Genomic DNA, 14,253 nt, shown 5'->3' on the forward strand with positions numbered 1-14,253 from the left:
ATCGGTTCGGCAGGGACGGGCGCTTACCGCGCCCCGCCCGGACCCCGCTCGAAGTAGCGGAAGAAGGCGCTGTCGGGCGACAGGATCATGGTCGCATCCCCCTGGCCGATGGAGGCCTCATAGGCCTGCATCGAGCGATAGAAGGAGGCGAAGCCCGCGTCGCGGCCGAAGCTCTGGGCATAGATGCGCGTGCGCTGCGCATCGCCTTCGCCTCGGGTCTGGTCGGCGGTTTCCTGGGCGGTGGCCAGCGTAATGGTCACCTCCTTGTCGGCCTCGGCGATCCGTTCGCGCTTCTGCTGTTCGCCGACCGCGCGGATCTGGGCGGCCTGCTGCTGGCGGGCCGTCTCCATCCGGCGATAGGTGGCCGCCATGTTTTCCTGCGGCAGGTCGGCGCGGCGGATGCGGACATCGATCACCTCGATGCCCAGCCGCGAGGACGCCGCCCTGGCGCGGACATCGGCCAGGGTGTTGGCCATGACGCCCGAGCGGGCGCCGGAGATGATGTCGCTGGAGGTGGCCGAGCCCAGGACCTGACGGAGAGACGAATTCACCAGCCGCTGGATGCGGTCGTTGGCCGTCCGGTCGTCACGCAGGGTGCGGTAATACTGCAGGGGCTCGCTGATCCGGTAGCGGATGAAGGCGTCGACCACCAGGCGCTCCTGGTCGGCGGCGATGACCTCTTCCTCTTCGGTCTCGAGCGCGATGTTGCGCTTATCGAAGCGCAGCACCTGTTCCATGAAGGGCACCTTGACCTTCAGGCCCGCGGTGGCCTCAGGTCCGGCATTGACCACCCTGACGGGGTCGCCCAGCCGGACGACGATGGCCTGTTCGCGCTGATCCACCACGAAGAAGGTGTTGGCCAGGACGATCAGGGCCACCACCGCGGCGATGGCGTAGGGGATGTAGCGACGGTCCATCATTGGCTGCTCCTCGCGCCGGGCGCGGCCGAGCCGGTTTCGGCCGGCGTGGCGGTGGCGGCAGGGGCGCCGGTGCGCGGCCGGAAGACGTCCGGCGGCAGGATGATCGGGGCGCTGGCGCCGTTGGAGTCGACGATCACCTTGTTCGAGTTCTGCAGCACGCGCTGCATGGTCTCGATATAGAGGCGCTCGCGAGTCACCGCCGGAGCCGAACGATACTCGGCATAGATCTGGTCGAAGCGTGAGGCCTCACCGGTGGCCTCCCTGACGGCCTGTTCGCGATAGGCCTCGCCCGCCTGGGTGATGCGCGCGGCGTCACCCTTGGCTTCGTTGACCACCCGGTTGAAGTAGGCCTCGGACTCGTTGCGGGCGGATTCTGCGTCCTGGCTGGCGTTGAACACGTCGCGGAAGGCCGCGATGACCTCGGCCGGCGGGTCGGCGTTGCGGATCTGGACCTCGACCACGCTGACGCCGGCGCCCCAGGAATCCAGGGTCTGCTGCATCAGTTCGGCGGCCTGGGCCTGCACCGGGCCACGGCCGCGGGTCAGGATGAAGTCCAGTTGCGAACGGCCGACAACCTCGCGCATGGCGCTTTCGGCCACCGCCTTCACCGATTCCTCGGGGTCGCGGATGGTGAAGATGAAGCGCGAGGCGTCGGCCACGCGCCAAGTGACGCTGAACTTCAGGTCGATGATGTTCTCATCGCCGGTCAGCATCAGGCTTTCCTGGGGGTTAGCGGCCTCAGAGGTGCCGCCGATGTCGATGCGGTTCAGGGAGGTGACCGGCACCTTCTCGACCCGCTCGATTGGGGCGGGCAGGGCGTAATTCAGGCCAGGACCCGACGACCGGGAATAGGCGCCGAAGGTGGTCACCACGGCCTGCTCGTTGGGCTGGACCAGATAGAGGCCCGACATGGCCCACAGGGCGAAGGCCACGGCCGCCACGGCGGCGATGGCGCCGGGGCGGATCTGGTCGCCCCCAGGCCCGCTGAAGAATTTCCGCAGGCGCGCGATCAGGCGCTCCAGCAGCTGGTTGAGGTCGGGCTGAGGGCCGCGGGGGCCGCCCGGACCGCCGGGGCCGCGAGGACCGCCGCCGCCGAGACCCGGGCGCTTGGGGCCGCCAGGGCCACCCGATCCGCCTGAACCGCCGCCTTGCTGTGGCGGGGTTCCCCAGGGTCCGGGGTTTACGTTGTCATTCCAGGGCATTCTTTTTTTGCGTCGTCTTTCTGGGTCGCGTCGTCGGGGACGTCGTGGATCGGCGTATCTCGGCGCGGCCGCGATTTCGGTCCGCGGGGGCGGACTTGTAAACCGGCGCTTACAGCCGGATATGTGACGGCCAAGCCGCCAACGCAAGCCGAAGACGACATGAACACATCACGCCTGCCTGACCGCGACGCCCTGCTCGCCCTCCTGGATGAGGTGCTGGACCCCAGCACCGGGAAGGGGTTGGTGAGCGCGGGGCTGGTCCAGGGGCTGTCGGTGCGCAACGGCCGCGCTGGCTTCATGATGGAGGCGCCGGCCGGCATGCTCGAGCTTTATGAGCCGGTCCGGGCCCGGGCCGAGGCTGTCTTGAGTAGCGCGCCGGGAGTCGAGCGCGCCCAGGTGGTGCTGACCAATATCCCCGGCGACGGCCCGCCCCCGCCGCCAGCCGAAGGTGTGACCCGGGTACGCAAGGGGGTGAAGCTCGCCGCTGATCCGCAGGCGACACCCTCGCCGCCCGAGGGCGCCGTGCGTCCGCCCCATGTGCGCCGGGTGATCGCGGTGGCCAGCGGCAAGGGCGGAGTGGGCAAGTCCACCGTCTCGGTCAGTCTGGCCGTAAGCCTGGCGGCGCTCGGCCTCAGCGTCGGTCTGCTGGACTCCGACGTCTATGGGCCGTCTGCGCCGCGGATGCTCGGGGCGGACGGCGATCCGGAATATCACCCGGAAAAGAAGCTGATCCCCCTGGAGGCCTGGGGGATCAAGGTCATGTCCATCGGCTTCATGGTCGATGAGGGGGCGCCGATGATCTGGCGCGGACCGATGGCGTCCTCGGCCGTGCGCCAGATGATGCATGAGGTGGCCTGGGGCTCGGAGGAGGCGCCGCTGGACGTGCTGGTGGTGGACATGCCGCCGGGCACCGGCGACATCCAGCTGACCCTGATCCAGAAGATGCGGCTGGACGGCGTGGTCATCGTCACCACGCCGCAGGAAATCGCGCTCATCGATGCGCGGCGCGCGGCGTCCATGTTCCAGAAGACGGCCACACCGATCCTCGGCCTGATCGAGAACATGGCCTATTTCGCCGACCCGGCCACCGGGACCCCGATCCCGATCTTCGGCCAGGGGGGTGGGCTTGCGGAGGCTGAGCGGCTGGAGACCCCGGTCCTGGCCCAGATCCCCATCGATGTCGCCCTGCGGCAGGGCTGCGACGACGGCCGGCCGCTGGTGGCTACGGCGCCCGACAGCGGTCCGGCGAAGGCCTTCCGGCAGGCCGCGGAGATGCTGCGGACCAGGCTTGGCCTGGCCCGCGGCTGAGTCTCGGATGACGCGTCAGGCCGTGGCGGCTTGATCGCGGGCGTCCCGGGCGTCCAGGGCGGCGCGGATGGCCGCATGCTTTTCGGCGTTCATGCCGTAGCCGAGGAAGCAGGCCCCGCCGATCAGGACGAAGATGATCGGGGCGAACAGGTAGCACATCTCCAGGCCGAAGATGGCTGTGGGCGTGTTGGTGACGTTGTCGGCGGCGTTGTAGCCCACCAGCGAGAGCACCGGGAAGATGATCCCCACCGAGATCGCCGCCCCCACCTTCTGGGTGCTGGTGACCATGGCGTAGAGCAGGCCCGTCTGTTCCTTGCCCTGTTCCAGACGGATGGCGTCGCCCACATCGGCGACCATGGCCCGGACCAGCACGACAAAGGCGCTGGCGGTGAAGCCGACGGCGAACATGCCGATGGCCGTCGGCAGGAAGAGCCCCTTGGGGATGGCCATCAGGATGGTCTGGAACACCGCATAGGCCACGGTCGCACCCATCAGGGTCTGGTGCTTGCCGAAGCGCTGGGCGAGCTTGGCCCAGACCGGCGCCCCCAGCAGGCCCGCGCCGATGAAGGGCACCAGCAGGATCGACACCTGGGCGTAGTTGAACGCCTTGGCGTCGTGGAAGAAGAACACATAGATCGCCGCCGTGGTGCCGGGGCCCAGCGCCAGGGCGAGGTCGGCGAGGATCAGGCGGATCATTTCCGGCCGCTTCAGGGCCTGCCAGTATTCCCGCAGGTCGAAGGTCTCAGCCGCACTGCGCGGCGCCACCTTCTCCGGGGCCAGCAGCGCGCAAAGGGCGGTGGCCAGCGGAATGCCGATGATCACGATCCAGCCCACGGCCGGCATGCTGCTTCCCGAGCCCGGCTCGATCCGCCCGCCGGTCAGGGCCGGCAACAGAAGCAGGCCCACCGCGCCGGCCACGCCCACCGCGTGCATCCAGCCATAGACCCTGGAGCGCTCGTCATAGCTGGTGGCGATGGACGAGGCCCAGGCCGCATGGGCGAGGCTGACGATGGACAGGGCCGCATAGATCACCAGCAGCCAGAGGATCAGATAGCCTTCGCCGGCGCCGGCCGGCGGATTGAACAGCTTGTAGGCGCCCAGCATCATCACCGGCGCGCCGGCGATGACCCAGGGCCGGTAGCGGCCGATAGGGGTGCGCGTGCGGTCCATCAGAGCCCCGATCATGGGGTCGAAGGCGATGTCGATCAGCCGCACGATGGTGAAGGCGGCGCCCACGGCCACCAAGCTGATGCCGATATGACCCGCGAAATACCGCGGCAGGAAGACGCCCAGGGCCAGGCCCAGGACGGCCAGGGGCACTGCGGTGCTGGAAAAGGCCAGGACAGTGGTCAGGGGCAGGCCGCCCCCGCGGGGCGCAACCGCGCCCTGGGGTAAAGCACTCACGGAACGTCTCCAAATCTATGTTTTTGGCGCAGCTTCACCACGCGATTATGGAGACGACAAAACGCCCGCTTGCGGCGGGGCGCAAGCGGGCGGGGAAGATATAACCTTGGTCGTTTTCAGCCCTTGCGGGGCTCGACCAGCGGGGTGGGGATCGAGGGCTCGCTGGCCAGGGTCTCCAGCACCGGAGCGGTGTCGTAGAGGGCGTCCCGCTCGTCCAGTTCGCGGCGGATCTCGCTGTGGCGTTCTTCGCCTAGCTTGTAGCCGATGAAGCAGAGGCCCCCGAGCGCCACGAAGAAGATCGGGCCGATCAGGAAGGCCTGCTCCAGGCCCCGCACCGCCTCGGCGGAATTGGCCGCGCCATCGGTGGCGTTGTAGCCCACCCGGTCGAGGACGGTGAAGGTCAGGAAGACCGCGAAGGCCCCGGAAATCTTCGAGGTCAGGGTGGTGATGGCGTAGAGCAGACCGGAACGCTCCTTGCCCTGTTCCAGGCGCACCTCGTCGGCGACATCGGCGGTCATGGCCCGGGTCAGCACCTGGAAGCCCGCCGCCAGGAAGCCCGCGGTGAACATCTGGAAGGCGCCGACCATGAGGTCGGCCTTGGGCAGGAAGGGCAGGGCCACCAGGGCGGCCGCATAGCCGGTGGTGGCGACCATCACCGCCCGGTGCTTGCCGATCCGCATGGCCAGACGGCCAAGCAGGGGCGCGCCGGCGAAACCGGCGACGATATAGACCGCCAGCAGGCCGCTGGCCTGGCCGGTGGTGAAGCCCCGGCTGTCGGTGAAATAGAACAGGTAAAGCGCGCTCATCCAGCCGGGGCCGAGCGACAGGCAAAGGTCGGCCAGGACGATCCGGCCCATGGAGGGCCGGGCGATCAGGCGCCAGTATTCCTTCAGCTGGAACTTCTGCTGGCCGGGCACGTCGGGCGAGATCTTCTCTGGCGTGAGCGCCACCACCAGCCAGACGGCCAGGGGGGTCAGGATCAGGACGAACCAGCCCATGGCCGGCACGCCCTCGGACTCCGGCATGTCCAGGGCCGCGACGATGAAGGGCATCATCAGCACCAGCAGGGCGCCGAGAACGCCCACGGCGGTCATGATGGCGAAGACCCGGGACCGGTCATTGTACCTGGGCGCCAAGGTCGCCGCCCAGGCCGCGTGGGACAGGTGCAGGATCGAGGTGCCGATATAGAGGATCAGCAGCCAGAAGATCAGGCCGCCAACCCCGCCTGTGGGCGAGATGAACAGCATGAAGATGGCCAGCATCAGCACGGGCGCGCCGATCACGGTCCAGAGGCGGTAACGGCCGAACCGCGTCCGGGTCCGGTCCATGGCCAGGCCGAGCAGGGGATCGAGGGGAATGTCGATCATCCGCACCAGGGCGAAGGCCGAGCCCACGGCCAGCAGGCTGATGCCGATCTCGCTGGCGAAATGCCGGGGCAGATAGACCGACATGGCGATGGTCAGCGCCGACAGCGGCAGGCTGGTGCAGGCGAAGGCGAGGATGGTCGACAGCTTGAGCTGTGACGGTTGTGCAGGCGCGGCTGCGTCGGTTGTGGCCACTCGGGCGTCTCCCCAGATCTATGGTGACGCCTCTGACGGGCGTTATCCTTGATCGATAGGTTACGCGCGATCACCTGCGTCAAGGCAAGGCCCAATTGGGGTTGAGGGCCAAAAGAAAACGGGCGGCCCCCAGGGGGAGCCGCCCGTCGTCAGATCAGGTGCAGAACGGGGTTTAGCCGCCCGACAGCTTGCGGAAGAACTTCTGGCTCTGCTCGCCGCCGGCGGCGTAGGCCGCCTGGCCTTCGGGGTCGGCGATCTTGGACCAGTTGTCCCGGACTTCCTCGACCGAGAGACCGCCTTCGCCGAGGTAGACGCCCTCGGTTTCATAGATGCGCGACAGGGCGAAGGCGCCCGCGCCGGCGGTGAGGATGGCGCCGGTGGGCGCCTCTTCGGAGCAGAGATAGACCACGCCCGGCGTGACATATTCCGGCTTCAGACGCTCCAGCACGGCGGGCGGCATCAGGTTCTCGGTCATCCGCGTGGCGGCGACCGGCGCGATGGCGTTGACGTGGATGTTGTTCTTGGCGCCTTCGAGACGCAGGGTGTTCATGAAGCCGATGATGCCGAGCTTGGCCGCGCCATAGTTCGACTGGCCGAAGTTGCCATAGAGGCCCGAGGACGAGGTGGTCACCACGATCCGGCCGTAGTTCTGCTCGCGCATGATGTCCCAGACGGCCTTGGCCGGCTTGACCGTGCCCATCAGGTGGACGTTGAGCACCAGCTCGAAGTCGGCGATCTCCATCTTGGCGAAGGACTTGTCGCGCAGGATGCCGGCATTGGCGACCAGGATGTCGATCCGGCCCCACTGGTCCATGGCCTGCTTGATCATCAGGGCCACGCCCGCGTCGTCGGTGACCGACGAGCCGTTGGAGATGGCTTCGCCGCCGGCGGCCTTGATCTCATCGACCACCGCATCGGCCGCGGCCGAGGAGCCGCCCGAGCCGTCCACCGATCCGCCCAGGTCGTTGACCACGACCTTGGCGCCGCGCCGGGCCAGCTCCAGAGCATGCTGACGGCCAAGCCCGCCGCCCGCGCCCGTCACAATGGCCACTTTGCCGTCGAAGCGGATGTCCGCCATGGAAGTCTCCCGAAGTCAGGTGAAGGAATTGGCGGCGTTGTGCGCGGCCGACCCCTTCTCCGTCAAGGCGTTGCTAGGGGTCTCACGTCGCCGGGATGGCTCCGGCTGAGGCGGTCTGGGCAGGGCGCAGGAACTTCACCAGCACCCGCTGGCCGACCAGGAAGGGGGCGCCGTCGGCGCTCACCACCACCTCGACCACCCGCTCGTCGGCTCGCTGGGTGGGATCATCGGACACCAGCTTGCGGGCGCCGAAGACGGCGGCGCGGCGCAGGACCTGACCCTTGAAGGTCTGGGTCGGATCGGCCTCCGAGGCGATCTCGACGATCTGGCCGAGACTCACATGGGGCAGGGCGCCCTCGGCGATCTCGGCCCGGACAATCCGCTGGCCGGCCGGCTCCAGGTCGAACATGTTGGAGACGTTCAGGGTCGAGGCGCCGGAGCCTGGATTGGCGTAGCGGCGGACGATCACCCCATCGGCCGGAGCGCGGATCATGGTCAGCTCCAGATTGTAGTTGGCCTCGGCCAGCCGGGCCTCGGCCGTGGCGACCGCCGCCCGCTGGGCGCGCAGACGGGCCTGGGCCTGACGGATACCGTCGCGGGCCTGGTCGAGGCGCTGACCGGCCACGAAGTTGGAGGCCGACAGACTGTCGAGCCGGTCGAACTCACGGCTGGCGGTGGAGATCTCCACCTCTGTCAGGGCGATCTGGGCGCGGGCCTGCTCGACCTCCGCCCTGGCGCGGGCGGCCGACAGGCGAGGCTCATCATCCTCCAGGCGGGCGAGGATCTGGCCCTCAGTCACGCTGTCGCCCTCCTGGACCAGGACCTCCCGGACGATGCCGGCGCTGCGGGCGGCCACCTGGATCAGGCCGCCTTCCACATCGGCCTTGCCGTTGGCGATGGCCACATAGGGGCTGACCGGGGAGCCCTTTTCGGCGGCCTTGGCCGCTTCGGCCTTGCGGTCGTCAGCCTGACTTTTGAGGACCAGGCCGCCGCCGGCCAGCGCCACGAGGACGACGATGATGATCCAGAAGACGGGGCGGCGCAGGAGGGCTTGCATGGGTCAGGCCTCGATCAGATGGGAGTGGGGCGCGGCGTGCGCGCCGGAGGTGACGCGCCGGTCGTCGAGGATGGCGCCGTCCTCGATGTGGATGATGCGGTCGGCATAGGCTTCGAGCCGCGGGTCGTGGGTCACGCAGATCACCGCGGCCCCATGGTCCTTGGCGGCCCGCTGCAGGAGCTTGATGACGATCTGGCCGTTCTCGCCGTCGAGCGCCGAGGTGGGCTCGTCGGCGAACAGCAGTTTCGGGTCCTTGGCCAGCGCCCGGGCGATGGCCACCCGCTGCTTTTCGCCGCCCGACAGCTCGGCGGGTCGCTGGTTGAGCCGGTGGCCGAGGCCGACCTCCTCCAGGGAGACGACCGCCCGGTCTCGCGCCTCGCGCTTGGTTAGGCCGGTATGTTTGAGGACGGTGGTGACCTGCTCCAGGGCGGTAAGGGCCGAGAACAGATTGAACCCCTGGAAGATGAAGCCGCAGTGGTCCAGGCGGAAGCGGTCGATCCGTCCGGTGCGCAGGCCCCAGAGGTCCTGGTTCAGCGCCTGCACCTCCCCCTCGTCGGGGCGTAGTAGCCCCGACAGACAGGCGACGAGGGTCGACTTGCCCGAGCCGGAAGGCCCCATGACCATGGTCAGGTCCCCGTGGCGAGCGTCGAAGTCCACCGACTTCAGCACCTCGATATAGGTTCGGCCGGTCTTGAAGCGCTTGGACAGGCCGGTGGCCCGGATGGCGTCGTCGCGGTGCGGGGCAGAGGTCATCGCAGCAGGTCCGCCGGTTGGCTCTTCTTCAGGACGCCCAGGGACATCAGCCCCGAGGCCAGCGAGATGAGGAGAAGCAGGATGGCCACCCCGATGACCCAGCCTGCGGGGAAGCCCATGGGCAGGCCCGCGCTCCTGGCCAGCAGGGAAACGAGGAAGGTGAAGACCGCCGTGGCCGCCAGGCCTACGATGCCGACCCAGAAGGAGAGCTCCAGGACGATCAGGCGAAGGGCGCCCATGGAGACGCCCAGGGCCCGCAGGCTGGCGAACTCCTTGATATTGGCCATGATCGCCCCGCGCAGGGTCTGGGAGGTGATGCCGACCCCGATCAGGAAGCCCAGGAAAACCGAGAAGCCGAGCATGATGCCGATGATCTGCTCCTTCATCAGGGCGCCTTCATTGGCCTGGGCAAGCTCCTGGCGGGTCCAGGCCCGGTAGCGGCCTTCGGCCACGGCGTTCAGGTCGTCGCGCACCTGGACCGCCCGGGCCGGGTCCTTGATCTGGACCATCAGGGGGCCGACCTTCTCGCCGTCGTCGGCCATGCCCAGTAGGCGAAGGGTGTCGCGCGACACCACCACGGAAGGCTGGTTGATCGAGGGATAGCCGTCGAGAAAGGCGCGAACCGTGACGGTCTTGCCGTTGATGGTCGCCTTGTCGTTGAGGGTCACGCCCATGCGCGCCTGGCTGCTGCGGTCGATCACCGCGGCGAAGGGCTCCAGCAGGGCGATGCGCACCTCCTCCGGATAGTCCACCGGCAGGGTGACGGCGCCGGGAATGGGATCGACGACGTCGAGCTGAATCCACTGGGTGACCTGCTTTTCGCCGGCCTCAGGCGTGTTCATCCAGCGGCCGCCGGACCCATCCAGGCTGGCGACCTGAACCACTTCGGGATGCAGGTACATTTCCGGCGCCAGGCGACGGGGCAGGCCGTTGGAGCCGGAATTGATCAGACTCTCGGACTTGGCCGGCAGGACCATAAGCTCGGCCCGCGAGCGGTCGATGGTGGCCGTGGCCGCCTGGACGATGCCGGTGAACATCCCCACCTGGGCGAGGATCAGCAGGCCTGAAAAGGCCAGGGCGATCACCGCCGCCAGATAGCGCCGCCATTCATAGATCAGTGTGGCCAAAGCCAGTGACATCCCCGGTCCTCCTGCCATCAGGAGTGGCCGGAGCGGGGCTGCAACCCAAGTTAATTCGAGGTAAGGCGAGGGCCTCGCCGTAGCCAGCCGTCGTGTCGGCTGTTACGCCCTGTGACAGTTGGGCCCTTTAGGGCCCAGGTCCCATTTCTCATGAGTGTTGATCGATGAAATCAGCCCTGCTCGCCGCCTCCGCCACGGGCGTTTTTCTGTTTGGTCTCTCGGCCGGGACGGCCCGGGCCGATGAAGGCATGTGGACTTTTGACAACTTTCCCGCCGCCAAGGTCGAGGACGCCTATGGGGTGAAGATCGATCAGCCCTGGCTGGACAAGGTGCGCGCCGCCTCGGTGCGACTGACCAATGGCTGCTCGGCCTCGGTGGTCTCAGGCCAGGGTCTCGTGCTCACCAACCATCACTGCGTGGTCGACTGCGTCCAGGACCTGTCGAGCGCGGAGACCGACTATGTGCAGGACGGGTTTCTGACGACCGCCCGGGAACAGGAACGCCAGTGCCCCGGCCAGCAGGCCGAGATCCTCACCGAGATCACCGATGTCACCGACACCATCCGCGCCGCCGGCGCCGGCCTGACCGGTCAGGCCTTCAACCGGGCCCGCGACGCCGCCGTGGCCCGGCTGGAGGAGGAGGGCTGCCTCGGCGACGAGCGCTATCGCTGCCAGGTGGTGAGCCTCTATCGGGGCGGCCAGTACAAGCTCTACAAGTACCGCCGCTACGCCGATGTGCGCCTGGTGTTTGCACCCGAAATCGCCACGGCCTTCTTCGGCGGCGACCCGGACAATTTCAACTTCCCCCGCTTCAACCTCGATATGGCCTTCCTGCGCCTCTATGAGGACGACAAGGTGGTCGAGACCCCGCAGCATCTGACCTGGGTCGCCCGGGCGCCTGAGGTCGGGGAAGCCACCTTCGTGTCGGGCAATCCCGGCTCCACCGGCCGCCTTCTGACCTTGGCCCAGCTGGAGACCCAGCGGGACCTGTCCATCCCGGTCAGCCAGCTGCAGCGCTCCGAGCTGCGCGGCCGTCTGATCGCGTTTTCCGAGGTCAGCGCCGAGAACAAGCGGATCGCCACCGATCCGCTGTTTGGCGTCGAGAACAGCTTCAAGGTCTTCTTCGGCCGTCAGTTCGCCCTGAACGATGCATCCTTCATGGACGCCAAGCGGGCGGCGGAAGCCGAGCTGAAGGGTAAGATCGCCGCCGATCCGGCCCTGGCCCGCGAGATCGGCGATCCCTGGGGCGAGATCGAAGCCGCCCAGACCGCCTATGCCGAGCAATACCTCCCCTACCGCCAGATGGAGGCGGCCGCCGGCGGCGGGTCGAACCTGTTCGGCTATGCCCGAACCCTGGTCCGGGCCGCCCAGGAACGGGCCAAGCCCAGCACCGAGCGTCTGCCGGAATACTCCGAGGCCCGCCTCTCCCTGCTGGAGAAGCGCCTGCTGGACGCCCGGCCGGTGGATAAAGACCTGGAGGCGCTCTATCTCCGCTTCTGGTTGTCCAAGACCCGGGAATACCTGACCACCGACCATCCGGCGGTGCAGCAGCTGCTCGGCAAGCAGAGCCCCGAAGGGCTGGCGCAGGCCCTGGCGGCTTCGCGCCTTGATGACCCGGCGGTCCGCAAGGCCCTGTGGGAGGGCGGCCTGTCGGCGGTCCAGGCGTCCCAGGACCCGATGATTCAGCTCGCCCTGCGGATGGATCCCCTGGCCCGGGAGGTTCGCGAAGCCTGGGAGACCGAGGTCGAGGCGCCCACCGCCAGGGCCGCTGAGCGGGTCGCTGCGGCCCGGTTCGCCGCCTATGGAGACGCGGTCTATCCGGACGCCACCTTCACTCTGCGTCTGTCCTATGGCCAGGTTCAGGGCTGGACGCATCGGGGCCAGACCATTCCCGCCACGACGACCTTCGCCGGCCTCTATCAGCGGGCCACGGGCGCCGATCCCTACGCCCTGGCGCCCCGCTGGATCGCCGCGAAGGACAAGCTGAACCCGGACACGGTTTACAACTTCGTCACCACCAACGACATCATCGGCGGAAATTCCGGCTCGCCGGTGGTCAACGCCAAGGGCGAGGTGCTGGGCGCGGCCTTTGACGGCAACATCCACTCGCTGGGTGGCGACTATGGCTATGACGGGAGCGTCAATCGTACGGTGGTCGCCGCAACCTCCGCGGCGACCGAGGCCCTGGAGAAGGTCTATGGCCTGACCGGTCTGCTCGACGAACTGATGGACCGCTAGAGCCAGATCCCGCGGGCGTGGCCTTGGCCAGGTCCGCGGGGCTCGATCCCTCAGAGGCCAGGCACATCCAGGATCGGCGCCCGGCGCTTGGCCCGCTTGCGCAGGAGCCGCCAGCCGATCGTTCCCACCCCGCCGGCCACCACCAGGGCGATGAGGCCGAGCGTCAGGGGGTCGAACTGGTCGAAGATGTCCAGTTGTTCCAGCCCCTTGGCGGTCAGGTAGCCAGGCGCCAGCGCCGCGAACACCCAGACCACCGCCGAAATGACATTGGCGATCTGAAAGTCGCGCACCGGCATGCGCAGCATCCCCACTACGGCGGGCACGAAGGCGCGCATGGGGCCGATAAAACGGCCGGCATAGATCGAAATGACCCCATAACGCCGGCAATAGAGCCGCGTCAGGGCGAACTGCCGCCTATAGCGCCGCAGCCAGCGGTGCCGCAGCACTTGCATGCCGAGCTTGCGGCCGATGAAAAAGGAGATGGCGTCGCCGACGATGGCGCCGACGATGCAGCCGATCAGCACCGACACGGGGTCCAGCACGCCGGTGGCCAGCAGCCCGCCGGTCAGCACCAGCAGCGGCGTGGCCGGCACCAGGGCTCCAACGATGACCAGGGACTCCAGCATGATGAACAGCCCCAGGACCAGGCCAGCCCAGGCGCTGTTGTTGCGGATGAACTCCGCCACTGGTTCGAGCATCGCTTCCATGTCGGGGTCTCCATCGCTACGGCGCTGACCTGCCCGGGCGATGTGGCATCCTAGTGGCAAATTCTGTCTGTGAGATAAAGGCCACCCGGACTGGGGACAGAAAGGCGCACGGCGCCATGGGACCGGGCAGGCGAGCGCGTCCCTAGGGCGCTGCGTCTTCGGCGTCGTCCAGGCGCCTGTTGAGGGCCTGGAGCGCGGTGCGGAGGGCCGCAAGGTCCCCCAGCTCGCCCCCCAGGCGGCAGACCAGCTGGCCTGGCACCGCGGCGGCCGGCCCCCGCAGGTCGGCGCCCTTGTCGGTGAGGGAGATGACCACCCGGCGCTCGTCGCGCGGGTCGCGGGCGCGGTTCACCAGGCCCTGGGTCTCCAGGCGTTTGAGCAGAGGGGTCAGGGTGCCGGAATCCAGATCGAGGGCCTGACCCAGGTCGCCGACGCTGCGGGGCGCCTTCTCCCACAGGGCCAGCATGACCAGATACTGCGGATAGGTGAGGCCAAGCGGCTCCAGCAGGGGGCGGTAAAGCCGGGTCACCCGATTGCTGGCGCCATAGAGGGCGAAGCAGAGCTGCAGGTCGAGGCGAAGGGGATCAACCCCTTCGCCGGTCGCACTCTGTTCGGATCGGGTCTGGTTTCTGGTCACCGCGCCGTCGTGGTCAACTGCACGTCGATATTGCCGCGCACCGCATTGGAATAGGGGCAAACCTGGTGGGCTGTCTCCACCAGTTCGCGCGCAGCCGCCTCCTCAAGGCCCTCGATCTCGGCGGCCAGCGCCACGCCGAGGCGAAATCCGCCGCCCTCCTTGGGGAAGAGCTGGACGGTGGCGGTGACCGCGGCGTCCTTCAGTCGTAGATTGTGCTGGGGGGCGTCTTGGCGCACGGCGCTTTCGATACTGGCG

Annotated in this window: 13 protein-coding genes; 2 read left to right on the top strand and 11 right to left on the bottom strand. The window is 68.1% G+C overall.

Features of this window, described 5'->3' with window-relative positions; genetic code table 11:
* Nucleotides 1–23: 23 nt before the first annotated feature.
* Together hflC and hflK are read right to left on the bottom strand one after the other, a co-directional pair.
* Nucleotides 24–920, bottom strand: a complete 897-nt coding sequence (gene hflC, locus Q8N19_RS05375) for a protease modulator HflC (RefSeq protein WP_305588567.1) — start codon at nucleotides 918–920, stop codon at nucleotides 24–26.
* Nucleotides 917–2,122, bottom strand: coding sequence for an FtsH protease activity modulator HflK (hflK, locus tag Q8N19_RS05380; protein ID WP_305588568.1), 1,206 nt, complete (start codon nucleotides 2,120–2,122; stop codon nucleotides 917–919). Before hflK ends, hflC begins: the two co-directional genes overlap by 4 nt.
* A gap of 159 nt (nucleotides 2,123–2,281) precedes the next feature.
* Here hflK and Q8N19_RS05385 point away from each other — a divergent pair, with 159 nt between their 5' ends.
* Nucleotides 2,282–3,430: an Mrp/NBP35 family ATP-binding protein gene (locus Q8N19_RS05385; protein WP_305588569.1), complete on the top strand. Its 1,149-nt coding sequence runs from the start codon at nucleotides 2,282–2,284 to the stop codon at nucleotides 3,428–3,430.
* A gap of 15 nt (nucleotides 3,431–3,445) precedes the next feature.
* Here the strand turns inward: Q8N19_RS05385 and Q8N19_RS05390 are convergent, their stop codons facing one another.
* The 6 genes from Q8N19_RS05390 to Q8N19_RS05415 form a co-directional block, all read right to left on the bottom strand.
* Nucleotides 3,446–4,834 (bottom strand): MFS transporter, encoded by a 1,389-nt coding sequence (locus Q8N19_RS05390; RefSeq protein ID WP_305588570.1) that lies wholly within the window; start codon nucleotides 4,832–4,834, stop codon nucleotides 3,446–3,448.
* A 116-nt stretch (nucleotides 4,835–4,950) separates the two neighbouring features.
* Complete coding sequence (locus tag Q8N19_RS05395) at nucleotides 4,951–6,393, bottom strand: MFS transporter (RefSeq protein ID WP_305588571.1); 1,443 nt, start codon at nucleotides 6,391–6,393, stop codon at nucleotides 4,951–4,953.
* Between the two features lie 172 nt (nucleotides 6,394–6,565).
* Nucleotides 6,566–7,471 carry an SDR family oxidoreductase gene (locus Q8N19_RS05400; protein ID WP_305588572.1) on the bottom strand — a complete coding sequence of 302 codons (906 nt, stop codon included), beginning with the start codon at nucleotides 7,469–7,471 and terminating at the stop codon, nucleotides 6,566–6,568.
* 82 nt (nucleotides 7,472–7,553) lie between these two features.
* Nucleotides 7,554–8,528: an HlyD family secretion protein gene (locus Q8N19_RS05405; RefSeq protein ID WP_305588573.1), complete on the bottom strand. Its 975-nt coding sequence runs from the start codon at nucleotides 8,526–8,528 to the stop codon at nucleotides 7,554–7,556.
* Nucleotides 8,529–8,531: 3 nt separating this feature from the next.
* Complete coding sequence (locus Q8N19_RS05410; RefSeq protein ID WP_305588574.1) at nucleotides 8,532–9,281, bottom strand: ABC transporter ATP-binding protein; 750 nt, start codon at nucleotides 9,279–9,281, stop codon at nucleotides 8,532–8,534.
* Nucleotides 9,278–10,420 carry an ABC transporter permease gene (locus Q8N19_RS05415; protein ID WP_305588575.1) on the bottom strand — a complete coding sequence of 381 codons (1,143 nt, stop codon included), beginning with the start codon at nucleotides 10,418–10,420 and terminating at the stop codon, nucleotides 9,278–9,280. Before Q8N19_RS05415 ends, Q8N19_RS05410 begins: the two co-directional genes overlap by 4 nt.
* A gap of 164 nt (nucleotides 10,421–10,584) precedes the next feature.
* Here Q8N19_RS05415 and Q8N19_RS05420 point away from each other — a divergent pair, with 164 nt between their 5' ends.
* The gene (locus tag Q8N19_RS05420; RefSeq protein WP_305588576.1) at nucleotides 10,585–12,657 is read left to right on the top strand and encodes a S46 family peptidase; all 2,073 of its coding nucleotides are present in this window, start codon (nucleotides 10,585–10,587) and stop codon (nucleotides 12,655–12,657) included.
* Between the two features lie 50 nt (nucleotides 12,658–12,707).
* Here the strand turns inward: Q8N19_RS05420 and Q8N19_RS05425 are convergent, their stop codons facing one another.
* The 3 genes from Q8N19_RS05425 to Q8N19_RS05435 form a co-directional block, all read right to left on the bottom strand.
* A complete protein-coding gene (locus tag Q8N19_RS05425; protein ID WP_305588577.1) occupies nucleotides 12,708–13,364 on the bottom strand; it encodes a DedA family protein in 657 nt (218 codons plus the stop codon).
* A gap of 142 nt (nucleotides 13,365–13,506) precedes the next feature.
* Nucleotides 13,507–13,998 (bottom strand): MarR family winged helix-turn-helix transcriptional regulator, encoded by a 492-nt coding sequence (locus Q8N19_RS05430; RefSeq protein WP_305588578.1) that lies wholly within the window; start codon nucleotides 13,996–13,998, stop codon nucleotides 13,507–13,509.
* Nucleotides 13,995–14,253: OsmC family protein (locus Q8N19_RS05435; protein WP_305588579.1), on the bottom strand; the 259-nt coding region annotated here is incomplete at its 5' end. The genes Q8N19_RS05430 and Q8N19_RS05435, both read right to left, overlap by 4 nt.

Origin of the sequence: Phenylobacterium sp. (assembly GCF_030693405.1) — a bacterium.
Lineage (GTDB): Bacteria > Pseudomonadota > Alphaproteobacteria > Caulobacterales > Caulobacteraceae > Phenylobacterium.

Bases quoted from the DNA above. Each gene is read 5' to 3' on its own strand.
- Q8N19_RS05410 (WP_305588574.1), bottom strand. From the start codon at position 9,281: ATGACCTCTGCCCCGCACCGCGACGACGCCATCCGGGCCACCGGCCTG.
- hflC (WP_305588567.1), bottom strand. From the start codon at position 920: ATGATGGACCGTCGCTACATCCCCTACGCCATCGCCGCGGTGGTGGCC.
- Q8N19_RS05425 (WP_305588577.1), bottom strand. From the start codon at position 13,364: ATGGAAGCGATGCTCGAACCAGTGGCGGAGTTCATCCGCAACAACAGC.
- Q8N19_RS05385 (WP_305588569.1), top strand. From the start codon at position 2,282: ATGAACACATCACGCCTGCCTGACCGCGACGCCCTGCTCGCCCTCCTG.
- Q8N19_RS05400 (WP_305588572.1), bottom strand. From the start codon at position 7,471: ATGGCGGACATCCGCTTCGACGGCAAAGTGGCCATTGTGACGGGCGCG.
- hflK (WP_305588568.1), bottom strand. From the start codon at position 2,122: ATGCCCTGGAATGACAACGTAAACCCCGGACCCTGGGGAACCCCGCCA.
- Q8N19_RS05415 (WP_305588575.1), bottom strand. From the start codon at position 10,420: ATGTCACTGGCTTTGGCCACACTGATCTATGAATGGCGGCGCTATCTG.
- Q8N19_RS05405 (WP_305588573.1), bottom strand. From the start codon at position 8,528: ATGCAAGCCCTCCTGCGCCGCCCCGTCTTCTGGATCATCATCGTCGTC.
- Q8N19_RS05420 (WP_305588576.1), top strand. From the start codon at position 10,585: ATGAAATCAGCCCTGCTCGCCGCCTCCGCCACGGGCGTTTTTCTGTTT.